18 protein-coding genes are annotated in these 22313 nt (G+C 68.5%); 2 read left to right on the forward strand and 16 right to left on the reverse strand.

The genetic code is table 11. The features are described 5' to 3' along the window. Positions 1 to 14: 14 nt before the first annotated feature. The 6 genes from ACNO8X_RS17795 to alaS form a co-directional block, all read right to left on the reverse strand. Complete coding sequence (locus tag ACNO8X_RS17795; protein WP_418002076.1) at positions 15 to 509, reverse strand: GNAT family N-acetyltransferase; 495 nt, start codon at positions 507 to 509, stop codon at positions 15 to 17. An 18-nt stretch (positions 510 to 527) separates the two neighbouring features. After that, positions 528 to 953 carry a prepilin peptidase gene (locus ACNO8X_RS17800; protein ID WP_418002077.1) on the reverse strand — a complete coding sequence of 142 codons (426 nt, stop codon included), beginning with the start codon at positions 951 to 953 and terminating at the stop codon, positions 528 to 530. A 278-nt stretch (positions 954 to 1231) separates the two neighbouring features. Further along, positions 1232 to 2008 carry a shikimate dehydrogenase gene (locus ACNO8X_RS17805; protein ID WP_418002078.1) on the reverse strand — a complete coding sequence of 259 codons (777 nt, stop codon included), beginning with the start codon at positions 2006 to 2008 and terminating at the stop codon, positions 1232 to 1234. Then, complete coding sequence (locus ACNO8X_RS17810) at positions 2005 to 3294, reverse strand: endolytic transglycosylase MltG (RefSeq protein WP_418002079.1); 1290 nt, start codon at positions 3292 to 3294, stop codon at positions 2005 to 2007. The genes ACNO8X_RS17805 and ACNO8X_RS17810 overlap by 4 nt, the downstream gene beginning before the upstream one ends. Then, positions 3291 to 3797, reverse strand: coding sequence for a Holliday junction resolvase RuvX (ruvX, locus tag ACNO8X_RS17815; protein WP_418002080.1), 507 nt, complete (start codon positions 3795 to 3797; stop codon positions 3291 to 3293). Before ruvX ends, ACNO8X_RS17810 begins: the two co-directional genes overlap by 4 nt. 2 nt (positions 3798 to 3799) lie before the next feature. Beyond that, the gene (gene alaS / locus ACNO8X_RS17820; protein ID WP_418002081.1) at positions 3800 to 6487 is read right to left on the reverse strand and encodes an alanine--tRNA ligase; all 2688 of its coding nucleotides are present in this window, start codon (positions 6485 to 6487) and stop codon (positions 3800 to 3802) included. A 174-nt stretch (positions 6488 to 6661) separates the two neighbouring features. On the opposite strand from alaS, the gene ACNO8X_RS17825 reads away from it, so the two are divergent. After that, positions 6662 to 7279 carry an antibiotic biosynthesis monooxygenase gene (locus tag ACNO8X_RS17825; protein ID WP_418002082.1) on the forward strand — a complete coding sequence of 206 codons (618 nt, stop codon included), beginning with the start codon at positions 6662 to 6664 and terminating at the stop codon, positions 7277 to 7279. Between the two features lie 19 nt (positions 7280 to 7298). On the opposite strand, the gene ACNO8X_RS17830 is transcribed toward ACNO8X_RS17825, so the two are convergent. From ACNO8X_RS17830 to ACNO8X_RS17840, 3 genes are read right to left on the reverse strand one after another with little or no spacing between them, the layout of a single operon-like run. Then, entirely contained in the window at positions 7299 to 8666 is a 1368-nt protein-coding gene (locus ACNO8X_RS17830; protein ID WP_418002083.1) for a replication-associated recombination protein A, read from the reverse strand. Then, a complete protein-coding gene (locus ACNO8X_RS17835) occupies positions 8647 to 9987 on the reverse strand; it encodes an oxygenase MpaB family protein (RefSeq protein ID WP_418002084.1) in 1341 nt (446 codons plus the stop codon). The genes ACNO8X_RS17830 and ACNO8X_RS17835 overlap by 20 nt, the downstream gene beginning before the upstream one ends. Further along, entirely contained in the window at positions 9984 to 11021 is a 1038-nt protein-coding gene (locus ACNO8X_RS17840) for an oxygenase MpaB family protein (RefSeq protein ID WP_418002085.1), read from the reverse strand. Before ACNO8X_RS17840 ends, ACNO8X_RS17835 begins: the two co-directional genes overlap by 4 nt. Before the next feature lie 112 nt (positions 11022 to 11133). On the opposite strand from ACNO8X_RS17840, the gene ACNO8X_RS17845 reads away from it, so the two are divergent. Then, entirely contained in the window at positions 11134 to 11757 is a 624-nt protein-coding gene (locus ACNO8X_RS17845) for a TetR/AcrR family transcriptional regulator (protein ID WP_418002086.1), read from the forward strand. Between the two features lie 9 nt (positions 11758 to 11766). On the opposite strand, the gene ACNO8X_RS17850 is transcribed toward ACNO8X_RS17845, so the two are convergent. The 7 genes from ACNO8X_RS17850 to ACNO8X_RS17880 form a co-directional block, all read right to left on the reverse strand. Further along, positions 11767 to 12603 carry a DUF3097 domain-containing protein gene (locus ACNO8X_RS17850; protein ID WP_418002087.1) on the reverse strand — a complete coding sequence of 279 codons (837 nt, stop codon included), beginning with the start codon at positions 12601 to 12603 and terminating at the stop codon, positions 11767 to 11769. Between the two features lie 82 nt (positions 12604 to 12685). Further along, the gene (locus tag ACNO8X_RS17855) at positions 12686 to 12952 is read right to left on the reverse strand and encodes a DUF4333 domain-containing protein (protein WP_390892762.1); all 267 of its coding nucleotides are present in this window, start codon (positions 12950 to 12952) and stop codon (positions 12686 to 12688) included. Positions 12953 to 13057: 105 nt separating this feature from the next. Next, positions 13058 to 14065, reverse strand: a complete 1008-nt coding sequence (locus ACNO8X_RS17860) for a zinc-binding metallopeptidase family protein (RefSeq protein WP_418002088.1) — start codon at positions 14063 to 14065, stop codon at positions 13058 to 13060. Continuing rightward, positions 14058 to 14954 (reverse strand): transglutaminase family protein, encoded by an 897-nt coding sequence (locus ACNO8X_RS17865; protein ID WP_418002089.1) that lies wholly within the window; start codon positions 14952 to 14954, stop codon positions 14058 to 14060. Before ACNO8X_RS17865 ends, ACNO8X_RS17860 begins: the two co-directional genes overlap by 8 nt. After that, complete coding sequence (locus ACNO8X_RS17870) at positions 14951 to 17638, reverse strand: circularly permuted type 2 ATP-grasp protein (protein WP_418002090.1); 2688 nt, start codon at positions 17636 to 17638, stop codon at positions 14951 to 14953. Before ACNO8X_RS17870 ends, ACNO8X_RS17865 begins: the two co-directional genes overlap by 4 nt. After that, a complete protein-coding gene (locus tag ACNO8X_RS17875; RefSeq protein ID WP_418002091.1) occupies positions 17638 to 20913 on the reverse strand; it encodes a DUF2126 domain-containing protein in 3276 nt (1091 codons plus the stop codon). Before ACNO8X_RS17875 ends, ACNO8X_RS17870 begins: the two co-directional genes overlap by 1 nt. 44 nt (positions 20914 to 20957) lie before the next feature. Further along, positions 20958 to 22295, reverse strand: coding sequence for a hypothetical protein (locus ACNO8X_RS17880; RefSeq protein WP_418002092.1), 1338 nt, complete (start codon positions 22293 to 22295; stop codon positions 20958 to 20960). Positions 22296 to 22313: the final 18 nt, after the last annotated feature.

The raw sequence follows: 22313 nt of genomic DNA on the forward strand, positions 1-22313 counted from the left end.
CCGGCTGAAATCCGTCAGCGCAGGCTGCATTGCAGCAGCACGGTGTCGATGTCGCGGCCGTGCTTGTGGCCGACCTTGCGCAGCCGGCCGGCGTCGTCGAAACCGAGCTTCTTGTGCAGCGCGATGGACGACGGATCGCCACTGTCGGCGATGACGGCGATCACCTCGCGCACGCCCGCGGCGCGCGACGCCTCCAGCAGCGCGCGCAGCAGTTCCGAGCCCGCACCCTGTCCGGTGGCCCACGGCGCCAGGTAGATCGAGTCCTCCACCGTGCCCTGATAGGCGGGCCGGGCTTTCCAGGGCAGGCAGTAGGCGTACCCGGCGACCCGGCCGTCACGTTCGACCACGAGGAAGGGCAGGCCGGCGGCGGCGACCTTCGCGAACCGCGTCTGCCACTCATCAACTGCCGGCGCTTCGAGTTCGAACGACGCCACGCTGTTGACCACGTAGTGCGCGTAGATGTCGGCGATGGCAGACAGGTCGGCAGTGGTGGCAACGCGGGTACTCATGATGCGGGACAGGCTAACTCAACCGATCGCCAGCGCGACGGCCGTGGCACTCGCGAGGCACATCGACGGGCCGTGCGGCACAGTCCGTCCCGCCCGTCGCACCAGAGCGACCGCGGCATAGCCCGCGGTGAGTAGCGGCGCCCCGAGCGCAGCCAGCACCCACACGTCGGCGCCGAACATCCCGGTCAGCGCGCCCAGCCCGATCGCGAGTTTGACGTCACCGCCGCCCATCGCGCGTGGGCTCAGCAGATGGATCAGGAGATACAGGCCGAAGAGGGCCACAGCACCGGTCAGTGCTGCTGCCCCACGGTGCAGGGCAACGGCGGCCAGCAGAATCGCCGCGGCGCCGGGCAGCGTCAGCCAGTTCGGCAGGCGGCACTCCCGGAGGTCGTAGACACACAGCGCAACCAGCCAAACCCCGACAGCCCCGCACCAAAAAACCATGCCCGCCCCCATCTTTCGAGGCTAGGTGAGTTGCGCGGGGCGTCCCGACACAAATCTTCTGGTGGTGCCGTGCCCGGCGAGAGTGCGTTGAGCCTGAGCTCAGGGTCTTCGCTACTCGAACATTGTGACCGCCAGCGCAGGATCAACGCCCACAAGGCATTTGCTTGTCAGGTGCCCGGCATATGCGCACACACGAACGTGCACCGAGTGCGTCTCGACCGCGGATCTGGCGATCTGTACGCACCCTCGACACAAACCAGTGCCTGCGGCCCTAATTCTCAGGAAGCAGCGAGCGCCGCGGCCATGGCCTCGCGCGGCGCGGGCATCCCGGTGAACTGCTCCACCTGGGCGAAGGCCTGGTTCAGCAGCATCTGCAGGCCACTGACCACGCGGCCACCGGCGGCGGCAACAGCGGCGGCCAGCGGCGTCGGCCACGGGTCGTAGATGGCATCCAGCAGTACCGCGGTGCCGGCGACAGTCCCCGAGAACTCGCCCGCCACGTCCGCCGGCAGCGTATTGACCACCACGCCAAGGGAATTCAGTGGCTCACCCAACGCCACCCACCGGGCCTGCACGCCGAGCTTGTCCCCCAGTTCCACCAGAGATGCGGCCTTGTCGGCATTGCGGGCCACCACGGCGATATCGGCAATCCCCAGAGCAGCCAAGGCCACCATCGCGGCGGGCGCCGTGCCACCGGAGCCCAACACTGCTGCCGCGCCCGACACCTCACCGAGCGCGCCGACGACCCCGTCGACGTCGGTGTTGTCGGCCCGCCAGCCGCCGTCGATGCGCACCAGGGTGTTGGCCGAGCCGACCAGCTCAGCCCGCGCGGTGCGTTCGGTGGCGAACCGCAGCGCCGCGAACTTGCCGGGCATCGTGACCGAGACACCGACCCATTCCGGGCCGAAACTGCCTACCAGGCCGGGCAATTGGGCCTCGGTGCACTCGATGCGGTCGTAGGTCCAGTCGGTGAGACCGAGCTCGCGGTAGGCCGCCAGATGCAGCTGCGGGGACCGCGAATGCGCGATGGGCGAACCCAGTACCGCAGCTCTCATCGGGCACTGTCGAGCACGCCGTTGCGCTTGGCGAGCTCGATGCTGGCGAGGTGCTGCTGGTAGTCCCGGGTGAACACCGTCGTGCCCTGCAGGTCGATGGTCACGAAGTACAGCCAGTCCCCCGGCGCCGGCTCCTGCGCCGCGACGACGGCGGGCTGACCGGGCGAACAGATCGGCGTGACCGGAAGGCCTTCGCGCACATAGGTGTTCCACGGCGTCGGCTGCTCGCGGTCGGCGTCGGTGGTGGCCACCTCCTGCCGGTCCAGCGGGTAGTTCACCGTCGAGTCGAACTGCAGCCTGCGGTGGTCGGGCGTGGCCAGCCGGTTGTAGATGACGCGGGCCACCTTGGCGAAGTCCTGCGGGTTGGACTCGCGCTGCACCAGCGACGCCACGATCAGGATTTGGTACGGCGTCATGTTGGCGGTCGCACCGGCGTCGAGCAGGCCGCCCTGTTCGTACTGGTGACCGCTCGAGCTGATCAGGCCCGCCAGAATCGACTCCGGCGTGCCGGCCGGGTCGACGTTCCAGGTGCCGGGCGCGATGAGGCCCTCGAGCCTGCGGTGGTCGGCGCCCAACGCCTTCACCGGCCCGGCCGCCCAGCTCGGCACCATCAATGCCGAGACGTCGGCGGCACCGGCGGCCTTCTTCAGCTCCGCGGCGGGCACGCATTTGTGTTTGCCGTCGAGGTCGACGCACGAGGCTGCCGAGATCAGGCTGAAGATGCCCTGGTTGATCTTGTTGGTCTTGACGTCGGTGGTGTCGTCGAGCTGGCGGCCCTCCGGGATCACCAGCCGGCCCACCCGATTGTTCTTCTCGGTGAGCCGGGACACCGCGTTGGCCGCCGAAATCTCGGTCCGCATCTTGTAGAAGCCGGGCTGAATCTCGGTCATCGCCTTGTTGCCCTCGGCAGCCTGGACGAACGTCTTCACGTTCGCCACGACGCCGTGATCGAGCAGGGTCTGCGCGATGGCCGTGGTCGAGTCGCCGCTGTGCACCTCGATGACGAGGTCGCTGCCACCGTCACCGGAGTAGTCGTTGCCCGATCCGAAGACGCCGTGCCACAGCCGGGATCCGAGGAACACCGCGCTGACCACGACGACGATGAACACCGTCAGCGCCACGATGCTGCGGCGACGGCGGCGCTTGCGGTTGCGCTCGGCGCGGGCCCGCTCGGCCCGGCTCATGCCGCGGCGGGGCCGGCCCACCGATTCCGGCTTGATGCGGGTGCTGCCCCACTCGTCGTCGTCATTGGGCGCGTCGGGAATCATGTCCTCGGCCGGGCTCATTCGTCGGCCTCATTGCGTGCCGCGGCGGCCAGCACAGTGCGGCGCATGTACAGCCAGTTCTGGAGGATGCCGACGGCTGCGACCTGATCGATCATCTGACGTTGCCCCTTCGCGCGCACACCGGCCTCCCGCAGCGAGCGCTGCGCGGTGACCGTCGTCAAGCGTTCGTCGGCCATCCGCACCGGGGTCGGAGCAACCCGGAGCGCCAGCGCGTCGGCCACCTCGATCGCATCCAGCGCCGAGCTGCTGGCCCTGTCCTTGAGTGTGCGAGGCAGTCCGACCACGATCTCCACCGCGTCCTGCTCACCGGCCAGTTTCACCAACCGAGCCAGGTGCTTGTCGGTCTTGTCGCGACGCACCGTCTCCAAGGGCGTCGCCAAGATGCCATCCGGGTCGCACACCGCGACGCCGATCCGCACCGTACCGACGTCGATGCCGAGCCGGCGACCGCGACCTGGGTCGTCGGCCCCGGGGCGGTCGGGCATGCGGTCGGAATTGGCCAAAGCTAGCTCCGGCCCAGTTCAGCGCGTAGCGCGGCCAGACCCGCGTCGATACCCGCTGCCCCCTTACCGGAACCCTGTGCCAGATCGGCCTTTCCACCACCACGACCATCGACGGCGGTGCCCAGCTGCTGCACCAGTTCGTTGGCCTTCAATCCCAGGTCCTGCGCGGCGGCGTTGACGGCCACCACGTACGGCACCGAGTCGCCCGAATCGGCGATGAGTGCGATCACCGCCGGGTCCGAGCCCAGCTTGCCCTTGATGTCGCCGACCAGGGTGCGCAGGTCACCACCGGAGAAGCCACCGGCCATCCGCTGCGCGACGAGGCGCACCTTGCCGATGACCTCGGCGCCTGCCGCGGCGTTGGCGGCGGCGGCCTTGGCACCGGCCAGCCGGACCTTGTCGAGTTCCTTCTCGGCGGCCTTGAGCTTCTCGACCAGGGTGGCCACGCGGGCGGGCACCTCTTCCGAGGGCACCTTCAGCGACGAGGCCAGGCCGGCCATCAGCGCACGTTCCTTGGCCAGGTGCCGGAACGAGTCCAGCCCGACGTAGGCCTCGACGCGACGCACACCCGAACCCACCGACGACTCGCCGAGGATGGTCACCGGGCCGATCTGCGCCGAGCGCTGGACGTGGGTACCACCGCACAGCTCCATGGAGAACGGTCCACCGATCTCCACCACACGGACCTCGTCCGGGTAGGACTCGCCGAACATCGCCATGGCGCCCATCGCCTTGGCCTTCTCCAGCTTCTCGTTGAAGGTGTGCACCTCGAAGTCGGCCTGCACCGCCTCGTTGGTGACCTCCTCGACCTGGCTGCGCTGCTCGTCGCTCAACGCGCCCTGGTAGTTGAAGTCGAACCGCAGGTAACCCGGGCGGTTCAGCGAACCGGCCTGAACGGCGTTGGGGCCCAACACCTGTCGCAGTGCCGCGTGCACCATGTGCGTGCCCGAGTGCCCCTGGGTGGCGCCGCGGCGCCAGGTCGGGTCGACCGCGGCGGTCACGGTGTCGCCCTCGACGAACTCACCGGACTCGACGTTGATGGTGTGCACCCACAGCGACTTGGCGATCTTCTGCACATCGGTGACCGCGGCTTTGGCCGTGGCCGAAGACCCAGTGCCGGTGATCGTTCCGGTGTCGGCGATCTGGCCACCCGACTCTGCGTACAGCGGGGTCCGATCCAGCACGAGTTCGACGCTGTCGGATCCTTCGGTGCCGTGTGTCACCACCGGCACCCGCTTGCCGTCCACGAAGATGCCGAGAATCCTTGCCTCGGAAGTCAATTCGTCGAAGCCGGTGAACTCGGTCGGGCCGGCGTCGACCAGGTCGCGGAAGGCGGACAGGTCGGCGTGTGCGTGCTTGCGAGCGGCGGCGTCGGCCTTGGCACGCGCCCGCTGCTCGGCCATCAGGCCGCGGAAGCCCTCTTCGTCGACGGACAGGCCCGCTTCGGCCGCCATCTCGAGCGTCAGCTCGACCGGGAAGCCGTAGGTGTCGTGCAGCGTGAAGGCGTCACTGCCGGAGACGACGGTCTTGCCGGCGGCCCTGGTGGCGGCGGCCGCATCCTCGAACAGCCGCGAACCCGCCGCGAGGGTGCGGTTGAAGGCGACCTCCTCGGCGACCGCGATGCGGTTGATGCGCTCGAAGTCCGTGACCAGCTCCGGGTACGACGGACCCATCGTGTCGCGCACGGTGGCCATCAGCTCGGACATGATCGGCTGCTCGACACCGAGCAGCTTGGCGGCGCGGATGATGCGGCGCAGCAGGCGGCGCAGCACGTAGCCGCGGCCTTCGTTACCCGGGGTGACGCCGTCGCCGATGATGATCGCGGCGGTGCGGCTGTGGTCGGCGATGACGCGGTAGCGCACGTCGTCGGCATGGTTGCCGGCGCCATAGTGCCGGGGCGCCACCGAGGCGACCATGTCGATCACCGGACGGACCAGGTCGGTCTCATAGACGTTGTCGACGCCCTGCAGCAGGCAGGCGATGCGCTCGACACCCATGCCGGTGTCGATGTTCTGCCGCGGCAGCGGGCCGAGGATTTCGAAGTCGGTCTTGCTGGTGCCCTCGCCGCGCTCGTTCTGCATGAACACGAGGTTCCAGATTTCGATGTAGCGGTCCTCGTTGGCCTCGGGGCCACCTTCGATGCCGTACTCGGGGCCGCGGTCGTAGTAGATCTCCGAACACGGGCCGCACGGGCCGGGGATGCCCATGGACCAGTAGTTGTCGGCCTTGCCGCGGCGCTGGATGCGCTCCGGCGGCAGTCCGGCGATCTCCTCCCAGAGTCCGATGGCCTCGTCGTCATCGAGATAGACGGTGGCCCAGAGCTTTTCGGGGTCGAAGCCGTAGCCGCCCTCGGACACCGAGTTGGTCAGCAGATCCCAGGCCAGCGCGATGGCGCCGCGCTTGAAGTAGTCGCCGAACGAGAAGTTGCCGGCCATCTGGAAGAAGGTGTTGTGCCGGGTGGTGATGCCCACCTCGTCGATGTCCGGCGTGCGGATGCACTTCTGCACGCTGGTCGCCTTGTCGTAGGGCGGGGTGCGGTCGCCCAGGAAATAGGGCACGAACTGCACCATGCCGGCGTTGACGAACAACAGGTTCGGATCGTCCAGGATCACCGATGCGCTCGGCACCTCGGTGTGGCCCGCTTTCACGAAATGATCGAGGAATCGTTTCCTGATCTCGTGTGTCTGCACGTGCTGCTGTCCTTCATCGACCGGGTAGTTGCCCGCATAACAGTACCGGTCTGCAGGTTCACGACTTTGACCCCAGCCCGTACATCCATTGTGCGTCGTACCGCCGGGGAGGACAGTTGTCTTTATCCCGGTGGCGCCACCGGAGCGCCGCCCTGAACAACAAGGGGGTGGACCGTGTTCGCACGTTCTACCACGATGATGGCGCGCCCTGACCAGATCGATGCCGGCATCGCCCACATCCGCGACGAGGTCATGCCTGTGCTGCAGGAACTGCCCGGCTCCATCGGCCTGTCTCTGATGGTCGACCGGGAAACCGGCCGGTGCATCGCCACCAGCGCATGGGAGTCCGAGGACGCCCTGCACTACAGCGCCAGTGAGGGCCGACGGCTCCGCAACCTGGCCGCCGAACGGTTCGGCGCCGGCGCCCCGATGGTCGAGGAATGGGAGATCGCCGTCCTGCACCGCGAGCGCGGCAACGGCGCGTGCGTGCGGGCCACCTGGCTCACCGTGCCGCCGGATCTGATGGAGGCCGGCATCGATTACTTCCGCGACACCGTGCTGCGGCAGATCGAGCACCTGCCCGGGTTCTGCAGCGCCAGCCTGCTGGTCGACCGCGGCTCGGGCCGCGCGGTGTCGTCGGCGTCGTTCCGAACCCGTGAATTGATGGAGGACTACTGGCAGCAGGCCACGGCGCTGAAGGTCGAGTCGGTGCAGGCCGCCGGCGCATCGGAGATCGCCGACTGCGCGTTCGATCTGGCCATCGCGCACCTGCGGGTGCCTGAACTCGTCTAGCGCCGGCCCAGGGCAGCCATCAACGACGCCGGATGATGGCGCGCAGCTTCTCCAGGCGGCCGCCGATCTCCCGTTCCGCCCCGTGCGGGGTGGGCCGGTAGTAGTCGACGCCGACCAGCTCGTCGGGCGGATACTGTTGCGCCGCAACACCACCCGGGTGATCGTGCGCGTATTTGTAGCCCTGCGCGTGGCCGAGTGCGGCCGCACCGGCGTAGTGCCCGTCGCGCAGATGCGTCGGCACCTGACCGGCCTTGCCGGCCTTGATGTCGGCCATCGCCGCCCCCAGGGCGACGGTCACGGCGTTGGATTTCGGCGCTGTCGCCAGGTGCACCGTCGCGTGGGCCAGCGTCAGCTGGGCCTCCGGTAGCCCGATGAGCTGCACGGTCTGCGCGGCGGCCACCGCCGTCGGCAGTGCGGTGGGATCGGCGATGCCGATGTCCTCGCTGGCCAGGATCATCAGCCGGCGGGCGATGAACCGCGGGTCCTCCCCCGCGGTCAGCATCCGCGCCAGGTAATGCAGTGCGGCGTCGACGTCGGAGCCGCGCACCGATTTGATGAACGCACTGACCACGTCGTAGTGCTGGTCGCCATCACGGTCGTAGCGCACCGCGGCCTGATCCAGCGACTGCTCGACGACCTCGACGGTCACGCGCTCGTCGCCGGCGGTTTCGGCCGCGACCTCCAGCGCCGTCAGGGCCCGTCGGGCATCCCCTGCACTCAGCTTGACGAGCAGGTCCACCGCGTCGTCGTCGACATCCGCGCCGCCCAGCCCGCGCGGGTCGGTGATCGCCCGCTCCACCACGGCGCGCACGGCGTCGGCGGTCAGCGGCTGCAGTTGCAGGATCAGCGACCGCGACAGCAGCGGCGCCACCACCGAGAACGACGGGTTCTCCGTGGTCGCCGCCACCAGCAGCACCACGCGGTTCTCGACCGCGGCGAGCAGCGCGTCCTGCTGGGTCTTGGAGAAGCGGTGCACCTCGTCGATGAACAGCACGGTCTGACGGCCGTGGATGGCGGCGCGCCGGGCCTCGTCGATGACGGCGCGGACGTCCTTGACGCCGGCCGACAGTGCCGACAGCGCCTCGAACCGACGCCCGGTGGCCCCGGAGATCAGTGACGCCAGCGTGGTCTTGCCGGTACCGGGCGGTCCGTAGAGGATGACGCTGGCCGCGCCCGATCCCTCGACCAGCCGGCGCAGCGGCGACCCCGGTTTGAGCAGGTGATCCTGGCCGACGACCTCGTCGAGGCCGGCCGGCCGCATCCGCACGGCCAGCGGTGCAGCCACGACCGAGCCGGACGCCGGCTCGGCATCGCCCCCTACCTCGAACAGCCCGTCAGACACGGCTCCAGCGTGCCACGTCGCGAGTTCAGTGCATCGGACAACCACGCGGGACGTCGGGTGTGCGGTCGTGGTGCCGGTAGGGAGTGCCGATGATCCCGCCGCGCCGGGCCAGCATCCTGGCAATCTGCACATTGACCGCCCAGAACGGATCGCTGTGGCGGGCCCGCAGCGCACGCCGCCCACCCGCGCCGGGAATCCGGTCCAGGACCATGCGGGACTTGACGCCGGCATGCACAGCCACCCCGGTCAATGCTTTCCACGGCTGGATGGCGACATCCCGGTACGGCGTCGCCGACACCAGCGCACGCGCCAACGCATCACCGCTGTAGTAGGCGACCATCCCGACCACCGGCGCGACGGCGGCGCGAACCAGCAGGCCGGGCAGGCCCTCGATGCGTCCGATGCCGTCCGCCGCCGCCTGCGTCATCTGCGCGGTCCAGTCGGTCGGACCGCCGGCCGTGGAGATCATGTAGTCCGCCAACATGATTCCGTCCTGCGCGGTGGTGGGGATGATCTCCGGGGTGACTCCGAAGACGTACGCGATGTAGGCCCAGTAGCGCATCACGGCGTCGAACTCGGCGACCGAGTGTCGCCTGCCGTGATTGTGGTCGGTCAGCATCGGCAACAGGCCGAATGTCACCGCCGCACCCATGGTGGTGCTGGTCGAGATCGGGTTGCCGTGGACGCTGAAATGGTCATCGCCCCACGATCTGCGCAGCCCCTGGCGGACCTGCGAATGCATGAGCCGGACGCGCACGGTCTCCTTGAACTCGGGGCTGTACCGGTCGATGAAGCCCGGCTTGGTCGCATCGTGAAACCATTTCGCGGATTCCAGGTTGCGCACCAGCGGAGCGGTGACGAAGCGTTTGGTGGCGCCGGTCGCCGACGACACCTCGGCGCCGACGAAAGTGCCTATTGCGTCCTGGATACCCATCCCGACCTTGCCCGCCAGCGAGCAGTCGATCCACAGCTGCCGACCGCGCTCCCACACCACCGGATCGTGCCAGTCCGGTGGATTGTCAAGGCTGGCAAACAGATCCACGAGTTCACTCGGCGGGTCGTCGAGGTTGTCGATCCCGTGATCGAGCGCCTGCTCCAGCAATCGGCGGCCGCGCGCGACACTGATCACCCGGAAGCGTTCCACCACGGCATCCATGAGCGGGTCGCCCTGCCAGTAATGGTCGATGAACAGCTCGAGCAGGTCACGTTGTGCGTCGGTCAGCGTTCCCGGCCGGAAATCGTCGAACACGGGCCGGTCCGCCCAGGCCGGGTCGCGACGCAGCCGCGGCGGCGCCGGCCGCATCGGCATGCCCGGCCGGTAGTAGTAGTCATACGGGTGCACGTCCTGCTGCGCCGGGATGGTCATGACGCGATCCGTTCGACCGGGCGAACGGATCGCACTCGACGGTTGGCGGCTTCCACCTCGCGTATCTCACCGAGCATCCGCGGGGCATTGAGCAGCGTTCGAGCGAGTTGCCGATATCCGCCCCGCACCAACAGATTTGGCTGCCGAAAGCCGACCGCCTGCTGTACCGGCTCGGGCATCATGTCCATGATCACCCAGTACGCGAAGTCGTAGATCGGGCGCAGCGGCGTGATGCTGGGCGGGTTCAGCAGCTGAAGATATTTGATGTTGTCGGCGTTGAGCCCCACCTCGGCAGCCGACGGGGATTCGGTGAGTACCCGGCGGCATTCGGCTCGGGTCTGCGGCAGGTCCGTGCCACCCAAGGCCTCCCCGACCCGCGCGTAGTCGCGATAGAAGTCGTCGAGATCGTTGCCGCGCAACGGCTTCGGGTGATATCGGCGGTGCGCTCCCGCCAGGCCGTCGACCACGCTGGCGTACGTCCACCGGAAGAACTCCGGTTCATCGGCGTCGTACGCCTTGCCGTCCGGCCGCGTCCCTTTGACCCGGTGGTGCATGGCCTTCACGGTCTGGCACAGCGACTCGGCGGTGTCGGTGGAGCCGTAGATGACCCCGGTGAAAAACGAAAAGGTATGTCCCGCACGCACGATGAGCCCGCTGCTGGAAAAGGTTCCGGACCGCACACTGCCGTCGGGACAGCGTCCGACCAGCTTGGAGTGGTCATACACCGAGTACTGGATGTCCTGATGCAGGATGTCGATCATCGCGGTGTTGACCATGCCGACGACCACTGACGGGGTATGGGTGTGCACGTACCAGGCGGCGCTGTCCGGGCCGAACCAACCCGGGTCTCCGGCCGGGCCGTCGAACCGCGCCTTTTTGAAGTACTCCGGCCGCTGGATCTCGAAGAACAGATCCATGGGGTTCAGCAGCGCTGTCGGGCGCCTGCGCAATTCGGCCCACACCGGCGACAGGTCGGGCACCGAACCGTCGTCGAGTGGCACCACCATGCGGATCAGGTCATCGAGCAGCATCATGACTGGCCACCTCTCTGTGGCTGTGTTCGCCATCACATCCAGCCTAGAATCGAGTAGAACTCGCCTTCTACTCACTTTTTCGTCCGTCAGGATGGGCAGAGAGGTTCCCTAAATGTCCAGTTCAGGACGCAGTGTGCCGATGCAGAAGCGCTCTCAGCAATCGATCAACGAGATTCTTGATTCGACAGCTCAGCTTTTGGACCGGGATGGTTATCGCGCTGTGTCCACCAACCAGATCGCGAAGAACGCCCATGTGAGCATCGGCACCGTCTACCGGTACTTCGCCGACAAGGACGCGATCATCGTCGCGCTGCGGGCGCGCACCGAAGACGACATCATGCGCCGATTGGTCGCGGCGCTCGCCGAGGGTCTGTCGCTGGACATGGTGACGGGCGCCCGCCATGTGCTCTCGGCGCTGGTCGACGCCCTCGAAGACCACCGGGGCGTGATGGGCGCCGTGATCAACGACCTCCCGCTGGGCAGCCAGAGCAATGTGCTGCCCGGTATCGAGGAGCACCTGTATCACATTGCGCGCCTGGCGTTGTTGCACCACTACCCGCATCTCCCCGACACCGCGGTCGACGAGATCCTCTATCTCGGGATGGGCATGATGCTCCAGCTCGCGCTGCGAATCGCCATCGACCGTCCGGCCGGGATGACGAAGGAGGCGCTGCTGGACCGGGCCGCCATGCTGGCCGTCAGCTCCAACTCGATCCTGATCTCACGGTCGGAATGACCGCCCGGCTCAATCGGCGGGTGCGGTGACGAAGTCGATCAGCTCCTCGACCCGTCCGATCAGCTGGGGTTCCAGGTCGTTCCAGTCCCGCACCCGGCCGCGGATGCGCTGCCACGCCGCGGCGATACCGGCCTGGTCGGCGTGCGGCCAGCCGAGCGCCTCACAGACGCCGTGCTTCCACTCGATGCCGCGCGGGATCACCGGCCACGCCTCGCGCCCGATGCGGGCGGGTTTGACGGCCTGCCAGATATCGATGAACGGGTGGCCGACCACCAACGTGTGCTCGCCGCCGGGGCCGCGCCGCACCTGCTCGGCGATGCGCGCCTCCTTCGACCCGGACACCAGGTGGTCGACGAGCACGCCGAGGCGGCGGCCCGGCCCTGGTTCGAATTCGCGCACGATGGCGGCCAGATCGTCGACACCGCCGAGGTACTCGACGACGACGCCCTCGACCCGCAGGTCGTGGCCCCACACCTGCTCGACGAGTTCGGCGTCGTGGCGGCCTTCCACGTAGATTCGGCTGGCCAGCGCGGTGCGGGCTCGATGTCCTTGCACCGCAACCGAACCCGATGCGGTGCGGGTGGGGGCGGCGGGTGCGGTGCGCTTGGGCGCGGTGAGGATGACGGGATTGCCGTCGATCAGGTAGCCCGGGCCGATCGGGAACGGCTTGCGGTAGCCGTCGAAGTCTTCGAGGACCATCCGGCCGTACTCGACCTGCACCACAGCGCCCACGAAGCCGGTCGTGGCGCACTCGACCACGAGCCCCTTCTCGGCGGGCTGCTCGGTCGAACGCTTCTTGGCGTTCGGGTTGCGGGCCAGCACATCGGATCCGTATCGGTCGCTCACAGGACCGATCCTAGAAACCCGCGCGGGCCAGATCCGGTTGCGCCACCCGCGTTTTCGTCACGGCCCGGTTACGAATGACGGGTTACGGGGCCTTCTCGACCTTGATGTCGCAGGTGATGCGCTCGCCGTCGACTTTCACGATCTTCATGTGCGCGACGTACTGCACCTTGCGCGGTCCGGTGAAGTGGCAGTCGAACTGGCCGCCCTTGGTGGCCACCACATCGGACGGGCACTTCACGTCGGTGGGCGTGAACTTGTTCTGGTCGGACACCAGTTTGACCACCTGCTTGGCGGCGTCATCCGCTTTGACCGTGGTTTTCGAGCTACATGCAGCCGGCGAGAGGGCCACCAGACCCATTAGTACCGCTGCCCCCACCCTTACGCACATCATGGGCGCGATCGTGCTCTATCGCCGTGGGCCGCGTCAACGCGCCGCGCAGAACAGTGCCGGCGATCAGGCCGATTCGTTCACCGCCGCGTGGATGAACCGCATCTTCTCCAGTACCGCGGCCGGCAGCACGAACGGGTAGAGGTCGTCCTTGCCCATCGACCGGTTGACCATGTTCAACGCCCACGCCAGTGGTAGCCAGAGCTCGATCAGCGTGTCAAATCCGCTGGGCCCCAGCACCCGCCGGTCGAAGGTGGCCCCGGCCGGCGCGAAACCGAAGGCCGCCGCGGTGTCGAGGGCATCGCGGATGTGCAGATAGTGGGCGAACGTCTCGGCCCAGTCCTCGGCCGGATGCATGGTGGCGTAGGACGACACGTACTGCCGCTCCCAGCCGGTGGGCGCGCCGTCGCGGTAGTGCCGGTCCAGCGCCGCCTGGTAGTCGCTGTCGGGGTCCCCGAACAGCGCGGTGAAGCGTGCGCTCGCCTCTGCTGACGGCTGCACGAGCCGGTAGAAGTAGTAGTGCCCGATCTCATGACGGAAGTGGCCCAGCAGAGTTCGGTACGGCTCGGCCATGGCGACGCGCAGCTGTTCGCGGTGCACGTCGTCACCCTCGGCGAGGTCCAGGGTGATGATCCCGTTCTGATGCCCGGTGAGCACCGATTGGTGCTCGCTGGACAGCAGATCGAAGCCGAGCCCGTCCATCGACAGGCCCAGTTCGGTCAGCTCCACGATCAGTCGGCGCTTGGCCTGCTCCGCATCGGCGAACGCCGACATGGCCTTGGTGTCATCGTCACCGGGACGGGTGCGGGTCAGTGTGCACGACACGCACAGTTGCGGCACCGGACTGACCCGAACCAGCCAATTGCATTCGGCCAGATGCAGATTCGCGCACAGCTGGTAGTCCGTCGAGGCCACCGAGCCGGCATGGTCGCTGTTACCCGTGCCGTCGGGGGGCGAGATCACCAGCAGCGCCATGTTCTCCAGCGAGAAGCCCAGTGCGCTGCCGCAGCCCAGGCATACCGAATTGTCGAACGCCAGCCGCTGACCGCAGTTGGGGCAGTTGAAGTCACGCATGCAGTGGGCCTCCGGCCAGCGGTGCGACGTCCACCGAAACGTCGATGACGCTGCGCTCGGAGTCGGTGTAGATGATGCCGCGCAGCGGCGGAACGTCGGCGTAGTCGCGGCCGAACCCGACCACGATGTAGCGCTCGTCGACCAGCTGGTCGTTGGTCGGATCCAGCCCCAGCCACTGGTTCCCCGGTGTCCACACCGAGGCCCAGGCATGGGTGGCGTCGATGCCCACCATCCGTTCCTTGCCCGGCGGCGGATCGGTGGCCAGGTAGCCCGAAACATAGCTGGCGGCAAGGCCGTTCGCGCGCAGGCAGGCGATGGCCAGGCGGGCGAAGTCCTGGCACACCCCCTCGCGGGCAGCCAGTACCTCCGCGACCCGGGTGGACACCGTCGTCGACCCGGACCGGTAGGTGAAGTCGGTGAAGATGCGCGAGTTCAGGTCGCGCAGTACCTCGATCAGCGGCCGGCCCGGAGCAAAACTCGGTGCGGCGTAATCCTTTACCGCCTCGGTGATCTCGGCGGATTTCAGATCCAGCACGAACTCGGCCGCCAGCGCCCCGTCGGGCCCGGCCGGACGGGCGTGCTCCCACGGCGCCACGGCAGCGCCTGCCCCATACCACTCGACCGGCGGCGGGTCGACCTCCACGATGCTGCGCCCGGTCACGATGAGTTCGTGATGTGGTTGTGTCACATGAAAATACGAGCTGATGTTGCCGTAGGCGTCCCGGCTGGTGGAGCGGTCGGCCGGTTCGGGATCGATGTTCAACCGATACGACTGGCAGCGCTGCTGATCACTGTCGCGTGGGGTCAGAAACCCGCGGCCGTACGAGCTGGTGACGACGTCGGAGTAGCGGTACCGCGTGCGATGGGTGATCTGGTATTCGCGGGTCATGGCATCTGCCGCCGTTCGTCAGGACCCCACAGCGGCTGCATGCCGCTCGGGAGGGCCAGGTGCGCGGCCCGGATCAGCTCGGACAACTCCCGCAGATCGGCGTGCATACCGTCGAGAAGCTCGGCCAGTTCGGCGCGCCGCCCCTCCTCGGTGACGTGCTCCAGGTCGGCCGGATCCTGACGTCGCAGGCGGGCGGCGATCTCGTCGATCATGCGTTCCGGGCGGGTGGACCCGGTCGAGGACGGCAGTGCCCGCAGGTCGGCGCGCAACCGCTCGAACTGGAAGGCCAGCGACCGCGGGTTCTCCTCGTCGAACAACACCAGGTCGGCGATGGCGGCCACGCTCACTTGTCCCAGCATGCGCCTGCGGTACATCACCGCCGACTCGCACACCACGAGCACGGACTCGCTGACGGTCCGTTCGGTCTCGGCACTGCGGCCGGTGGTGAGGGTGGCCCGCAGCAGCGCCGTCAAGCCGAGGCCGCGCTCGATGCGCTTGCCGATGTCCATCATGGTCCAGCCCACGTCGCGGACCATGGATTCGGCTGCCACGCCGGACAGGGCCAGCATCCCGGCCAGAGTCTGGCTGGGCGCGGTGGACAGGTACGCCTCGCCCTTGGTCTTCGAATTCGGGGGCGACAGTGTCGTGCCCTGGCGCTGCCGCGCACGGTCGGATGGCTGCAGCACCGCACGTTCGACGGCGGCCAGCACCATCCAGGTGTCGTTCGACATCTGGTCGCGGACCGCGCGCGCGGCCAGGCCCAGACGTTCGACGGATTGCGCCAGCGAACCCGGGCGGTGCCGGTCGGCGGTGAGCGCCCACAGCGTCGTCGGCGTGATCGCCAGCTGTTCGGCATAGTCTCCATCGGCTCCGGTGTCGGTGCCGGTGATCTGGCCGAGTGCGGTCAGCAGTATCGGCACGCAGTCACTGCCGGCGAGGTCTCGCCGGTAACGGAATTCGTGGTAGCGCTCGCGGGTGACGGTGAGCAGTCGCGCCGTGAATTCGGCGCGTTCGGCGTACCGGCCCAGCCAGAACAGGTCGGAGAGCACCCGAGGCGAGCTCACCGCGCGCGTCGGGCTCGGAGTCATGCCCGGTAGGTCGACCGGCTGCGCCTGCACCACCGCGGCCCGGTCGGGCGATCGCACCCAGACATCCTTGGCCGCAACGGTTTCCATGCCGTACGCGGCGTGTCCCCGCGCCAGCACGTAACCCAGCCCGCCGATCATGGGCGCATAGCCGCCGCGCTGGGCGACGGTGAACAGCCGCATCCCGACGCTGCCCGCGGACAATCCACTGGGCAGCAGGTCCATCGGCGCCGTGGAGAACTCGGGCAGTTCCTGGCCCATCCACTGCCACGGGGCGGCGGTGATCCGGGCCGCCAGCTCGGACCGCTTGGCCGCGGACAGCGCTGGGCCGACGATCGCCGGGTCGCCGTTCACCGGCCGGATCAGCAGGGTGGACATCTTGCTCAACAGATGCGAGCGCTCGGCGTCGATACCGCCCCAGAAACATCGGGCGCTCGGCAGTTCCGGGGTCTCCCCGGTGAGCAGCTCGGCCAGTTCCGGCAGGAATCGGGTGATGCCCGGGCTTTCGAGGATGCCGCTGCCCAGCGTGTTCACCACGGTCACCGCCCCGCGGCGCAGTACCTCGACGAGTCCCACCACGCCGAGCCGGGAGTCCGGGCGCAGGTCCAACGGATCGGCATACTCGGCGTCCACGCGGCGCAGTACGACGTCGACCCGTTTGAGGGTGCCGAGCGAGCGCATCCAGAGCTTGCCGTCGCGCACCACGAGGTCGGCGCTCTCCACCAACGGGAAGCCCAACACGCTGGCCAGGTAGGCCTGGTCGAAGGCCGTCTCGGAATGACTGCCGGGGCTGAGCACGACCACCACCGGTTCCCGCGCGGCCTCTGGCGCGGCATCGATCAGCGCCAGACGCAGCGCCTGGGCCCACGGCGACGCCGGACGCGGGGCCACCTTCTCGTACAGCTCGGGCACCGCGTGCGCGACGACCCGACGGTCGGCCAGGGCGTACCCGGCCCCGGAAGGCGCCTGGGTCCAGTCGGCGTTCACCGCGAAGCCACCGTCGCGATGGCGGCTGACGTCGCAGCCATGCAGGAACAACTGGTGCCGACCCGGCACCGCGATACCGCGAGCCGCACGCACGTAACCGGGATGGCCGTACAACAACTCCGGCGGCAGCACGCCGGAGGTGATGGAGCGGCGGGCCCCGTACAGGTCGGTCAGTACCGCGTCGAGCAGCCGGGAACGTTGCACCAGTCCGGATTCGAGGGTGGACCAGTCTGCCGCGGACAACACCAAGGGCAGGGCGTCGAGCTGCCAGGTGTCCACCACCGGCGTGCCGTCGACATCGATGACGGCCGCGCCATCTCGGTCGACCTGCACGTAGCTGATGCCGTCGTTGTCGACGAGTTCCCGGACCACCCCGCGCAGCTGATCGAGGCCCGTCCGACCGCGGTCCCGAACGCAGTCGGTCAGCTCCTGCCAGGCCGGCCGGATCGCGCCCGACTCGTCGACCAGCTCGTCGTAGCCCGCGCTGGCGGCCAGGTCACGGACGTCGAACAAGGGCTCCTGGGCGCGGTCGGCGCGATACCCGGCCAGTGGGTCGCCGACGGGCGCCGCATCCTCGGCCAGGGCTGGGGAACTGTGTGTACGGAGAACCATTACCGCAGAACGGTACGCACCCGGCGCAGATCGAGGATGCCCGACGCTCCGCCATCGGTGGATTGGCGGGCCTGCTTCTCCCGAAGATCGGCCAGATCGACCGTGCCGGGGGTGAAGCCGATGGCCTCGAAACGCCGGCTGCGCCGCGACTCGGCCTCGACCGCATTGACGGGCGGCGTGTCGTACGCACGCCCGCCCGGGTGCGAGACGTGGTAGGTGCAGCCGCCTTTCGAGAATCCGGTGAACCCGTCGACCACTTCGAAGCGCAGCGGGCCGTCGACCGTGATGGTGGGGTGCAGCGCACTCGGTGGCTGCCACGCCCGGTACCGGACCCCGCCGACCTGGACGTCGGGGTTGTCGGTGGCCAGCAGCGGGACGGGGTGGCCGTTCACCGTGACGAGGTGGCGGTGCCGGTCGGCGCCGATCACCCGGACCTGCAGCCGCTCCACCGAGGAGTCGACATAGCGGGCAGTCCCGGTGCCGGTGGATTCCTCACCGAGCGTGTTCCACGGTTCGATGGCCCCGCGCAGCTCCAGCTCGACGCCGCCTGCGATCACGCTGCCGATCCGGGGAAAGCGGAATTCGGTGAACGGGTCCAGCCAGCTGGTGTCGAACGCGATGCCGTGCGCCCGGAGGTCGGCAGCCACTTCGGCGATGTCTTGAACAATGAAGTGCGGCAACAGGTATCGGCCGTGCAGGTTCTCGCCGTGCCGGATCAACGGGGCCCGCAGCGGCTCGTCCCAGAACCAGGCGACCAGCGACCGCACCAGCAGCGACTGCACCATGGCCATCTGGAAATGCGGCGGCATCTCAAAACCACGCAGCTCCAGCAGGCCCAGGCGACCGCGCGCACTGTCCGGGCTGTAGAGCTTGTCGATGCAGAACTCGGCGCGGTGCGTGTTGCCGGTGATGTCGGTGAGCAGGTGCCGCAGGGCACGGTCGGTGACCCAGGCGCGGTTTTCGCCGTCATCGGCAACCCGCGCGATCTCGGCGAACGCGATCTCCAGCTCGTACAGCGCCTCGACCCGCCCCTCGTCGACCCGCGGCGCTTGCGACGTCGTTCCGATGAACCGGCCGGAGAACAGGTAGGACAGCGCAGGGTGGCGTTGCCAGTACGTCAGCATCGACACCAGCAGGTCGGGCCGGCGCAGGAGCGGTGAGTCGGCGGGCGTGACGCCGCCGAGGGTGATGTGGTTGCCACCGCCGGTACCGCCGTGGGTGCCGTCGACGTCGAAGCCCTCGGTGCCGAGCCGGGCCTGCCGAGCGGCCTCGTACAGGGTCTCCAGTTGTGCGGCCTGTTCGGCGAAGGTGGCCGTGGGTGCCACGTTGACCTCGATGACGCCCGGGTCGGGGGTGACGGTCATCTGCTCCAGTCGCGGGTCGGACGGTGGCCCGTATCCCTCGATCACGACGGGGACGCCGAGCTGGGCGGCGGCCTGCTCGATGCGGCCGATCAGGTCGGTGAAGTCGTCGAATGTCGTTGTGGGCGGCAGGAATACGTACAGCAGGCCGTCGCGCACCTCGGCCACCAGCGCGGTGGGTGGTGCGCCGTCGGCGCTGACCACCGCGGCGGGCCGGTTCGGGACCGCGGCGCTCTCCCCCGCCAACGGGTCGGCGTCCGGGACCGGCTGCGGCGGATGCCAGCTGATCGAGCTCAGCGGCAACCGCAGCCCGGCCGGCGAATCGCCCGCGGTCAGCACCAGCCGACCGCGGCGCAGTTGCCAGTCGGCGGACACCCAGCCGGTGTCGTCGTCTCGGCGATGCAGCGGCAGCACGTGCGCGGCGGGTTCGGTCACCGCGGCATCGAGTTTGTCCACCAAGGCTTTCCGCTGTGACGCAGCGTCGTCGGTCAGATCCTCGGTGACCGGATCGCCATCCGGCCGGCGCACGGCATCGGCCAGCCGGGCGAGCGCATCCTCGTACGCCGGACGCACCTGGCTGTCCGGCAACCCGAGCCCGGCGGCGATCTCGGTGAGCAGCCGGCGGTCCACATCCGGCGCCGCCGTGTGGGTTTCCCCGGACCACGGGTCGGCCAGCAAGGCCGGATCGGTCCACAGCGGTGTCCCGTCGGTGCGCCACATCAGACCGATCTGCCAGCGCGGCAACGGTTCTCCCGGATACCACTTGCCTTGGCTCCGGTGCACCAGCCCGTCCGGGGCCCACGCGTCCTTGAGCTGTGCGGTGAGCGCGGAGGCGAGCGTGCGCTTGTGCGGTCCGTCGGCGGCCGTGGTCCATTCCGCGTCGGTCTGGTTGTCGATCGAGACGAAGGTGGGTTCGCCGCCGACGGTCAGCCGCACGTCGCGCTCGGCCATCCGTTTGTCGATGACCGCGCCGAGGGCCCGGATCGACTCCCAGGCCGATGCGGTGTACGGCAGGGTGACCCGCGGGTCCTCGTGCACCCTGGTCACCACATTCACGAAGTCCAAGGTCGTTTCGCACGGTTCGACAGCCCCGGTGATCGGCGCGGCCGACTCCGGATGCGGGGTGGCCGACAGCGGGATGTGGCCCTCGCCGGCCAGCAGGCCCGACGTCGGATCCAGGCCGACCCAGCCGGCACCCGGGATGTACACCTCGGTCCAGGCGTGCAGATCCGTGAAGTCGGCGACCGGTCCCGACGGCCCGTCCAGCGCCTCGATGTCGGCGCTCAGCTGCACCAGATAACCGGACACGAAGCGGGCCGCGAAGCCCATCCGCCGCAGGATCGCCACCAGGAGCCAGGCGGAATCCCGACAGGACCCGATGCCGGTGCGCAGGGTGAAATCCGGTGCCTGGACGCCGGGTTCGAGCCGGACGCTGTAGCCGACGTCGGCATTGACCGCCCGGTTGAGCGCTACCAGAAAGTCGATGGTGCCCGTCCCCGGCACCACCTCGAAGTCGCGGACCCAGGCCGCCGTCAACTCGTCGGCGTCGTCGACCGGGCGCAGGTAGGGCTTGAGATCCTCGAGCAGGTTGTCTGGGTAGGTGAACGGGACGGTTTCGGCCCATTCCTCGATGAAGAAGTCGAAGGGGTTGATGACCTTGAGGTCGGCGATCAGTCCGACGGTGATGCTCAGGCTGGTGGCGCGGTTCGGAAAGACCAAGCGCCCCACGAAGTTACCGAAGGCGTCCTGTTGCCAGTTGATGAAGTGGTCGGCGGGTTCGACCTGCAGCGAGTACGCCTCGATCGGGGTGCGCGAGTGCGGGGCCGGGCGCAACCGCACCACGTGCGGGTACACCTTGACCAGCCTGTCGAACGTGTAGCTGGTGCGATGCTCCAGCGCCACCTTTATTGCCATAGCCGATCCCACCACAACAACTGGCGGGTCGCAGGATGGAGAAGCTACGTGAGCTCCACCGCGAGGTCGAAGTCACAGAACGCTTCCTTGACCGCTTGCATGAGTTGGTCGCGGGTGTTCTCCGAGCCGACCTCCCAGGACGCCACCGATATCCACACCGCGCCTGCCATCGTGCCGGCGGCCAGCATCAGACGCCCGTCCATGCGGTCCAAGTCGGAGCCGGTGACCCCGGGCTCGGGCGAGCGCGACATGAAGTAGTCCGCGGGCGTGCCGTCCGGGCAGTTGACCGCTTCAGGGAGCACACCGACATTGGACGAGCCGATCGGTTTGCCGATCCGCATGACCATCTTTTCCAGGCGGCGAACCAGGAATTTTGGGGTGTACGGCGTCAGCGGCAGCGGCGCCATCAGCAGGTCCCGCTTCGCGGTCATCTCGGCGAACGCGACCTTCACGTCACCCCGGAGTCCACCGAGGTCGGCCGCCACGTGCTCCGGATCGACGGTCACCGTGATGGCATTCAGCGCGTTGCCGCGGGTGTCACCTTGCACCCGCTCACTGACCGGGATCGACAACAGCACCTTGCCGTCGGCGTCGACACGGCCGATGTGGGCGCCGATGCGGCTCGCGATCCCGGCAAGCAAGACGTTGCTGCTCCCACCAAGTGCGCGGGCCCGGTCGTCCCATTCCCCCTGGTCGACGCGCGCCGCGACCGTCGGCAGATGCACCGGCCGCTCGGACCGAACACCGAGCGACACCGGCGCTGCCTTGGCCGATGCGGCAAGATCGGCCGACTCTGCACGCGCGAGCTGGGCCGCGCCGACGACGGCAGCCGGTATCTCCGCGATGGCGCGCGCCAAGATGCGCAGGTCCTGCCTCAGCGCCTGCTTGCGAGTGCGGGACCGTGCCGCGGGATAGCGCAGGTCGCGGCCGGTGCCTGCGACGGCGTGGGTGATCGACTCGATCAGCGCGCCGGCGTCGGCCACGGTGTGCGACACCACGAGCGAGACGATGGAACCGCCGCCAACCAACGGCTGGACTCCGAGATGCCACGGCGGTCCGTGCTCCGGGTCCACCTCGATGTCGGCACGCTCGTCGGCGAACTCCCACATCGCGTCGCGGGCGCGTTCCGTGGTGGCGATGTCGATGCCGGTCGGCGGGCTGGACACCCAGTGGTGACGGCCCAGTGGTACCGATGATCGTTCGACGCGTCTGCCCAGCAGCCCGTCCGCCAAGTTGCGCTGGAAGCGCCGCAGTCCGTCCAGGTCCACGCCCCGCTCGTAGATCCAGACGTACTGGATCACGGGACCACGGCCGAGCGCCCGCCGCGCGAGGTAGGACGCCTGGTCCATGTAGGCCAGCGTGCTGTCAGCCGGATCTTTCATAGCGCGCGGAGGCCTTTC

The sequence above is a fragment of the Mycobacterium sp. PDNC021 genome (genome assembly GCF_048282635.1).
In the GTDB taxonomy this organism is placed as follows: Bacteria; Actinomycetota; Actinomycetes; order Mycobacteriales; family Mycobacteriaceae; genus Mycobacterium; species Mycobacterium llatzerense.

What these genes read in the sequence shown, in the direction of transcription:
- ACNO8X_RS17795 (WP_418002076.1), bottom strand. Translation starts at nt 509, where the DNA reads ATGAGTACCCGCGTTGCCACCACTGCCGACCTGTCTGCCATCGCCGAC.
- ACNO8X_RS17800 (WP_418002077.1), bottom strand. Translation starts at nt 953, where the DNA reads ATGGTTTTTTGGTGCGGGGCTGTCGGGGTTTGGCTGGTTGCGCTGTGT.
- ACNO8X_RS17805 (WP_418002078.1), bottom strand. Translation starts at nt 2,008, where the DNA reads ATGAGAGCTGCGGTACTGGGTTCGCCCATCGCGCATTCGCGGTCCCCG.
- ACNO8X_RS17810 (WP_418002079.1), bottom strand. Translation starts at nt 3,294, where the DNA reads ATGAGCCCGGCCGAGGACATGATTCCCGACGCGCCCAATGACGACGAC.
- ACNO8X_RS17835 (WP_418002084.1), bottom strand. Translation starts at nt 9,987, where the DNA reads ATGACCATCCCGGCGCAGCAGGACGTGCACCCGTATGACTACTACTAC.
- ACNO8X_RS17840 (WP_418002085.1), bottom strand. Translation starts at nt 11,021, where the DNA reads ATGATGCTGCTCGATGACCTGATCCGCATGGTGGTGCCACTCGACGAC.
- ACNO8X_RS17845 (WP_418002086.1), top strand. Translation starts at nt 11,134, where the DNA reads ATGTCCAGTTCAGGACGCAGTGTGCCGATGCAGAAGCGCTCTCAGCAA.
- ACNO8X_RS17860 (WP_418002088.1), bottom strand. Translation starts at nt 14,065, where the DNA reads ATGCGTGACTTCAACTGCCCCAACTGCGGTCAGCGGCTGGCGTTCGAC.
- ACNO8X_RS17865 (WP_418002089.1), bottom strand. Translation starts at nt 14,954, where the DNA reads ATGACCCGCGAATACCAGATCACCCATCGCACGCGGTACCGCTACTCC.
- ACNO8X_RS17870 (WP_418002090.1), bottom strand. Translation starts at nt 17,638, where the DNA reads ATGGTTCTCCGTACACACAGTTCCCCAGCCCTGGCCGAGGATGCGGCG.
- ACNO8X_RS17875 (WP_418002091.1), bottom strand. Translation starts at nt 20,913, where the DNA reads ATGGCAATAAAGGTGGCGCTGGAGCATCGCACCAGCTACACGTTCGAC.
- ACNO8X_RS17880 (WP_418002092.1), bottom strand. Translation starts at nt 22,295, where the DNA reads ATGAAAGATCCGGCTGACAGCACGCTGGCCTACATGGACCAGGCGTCC.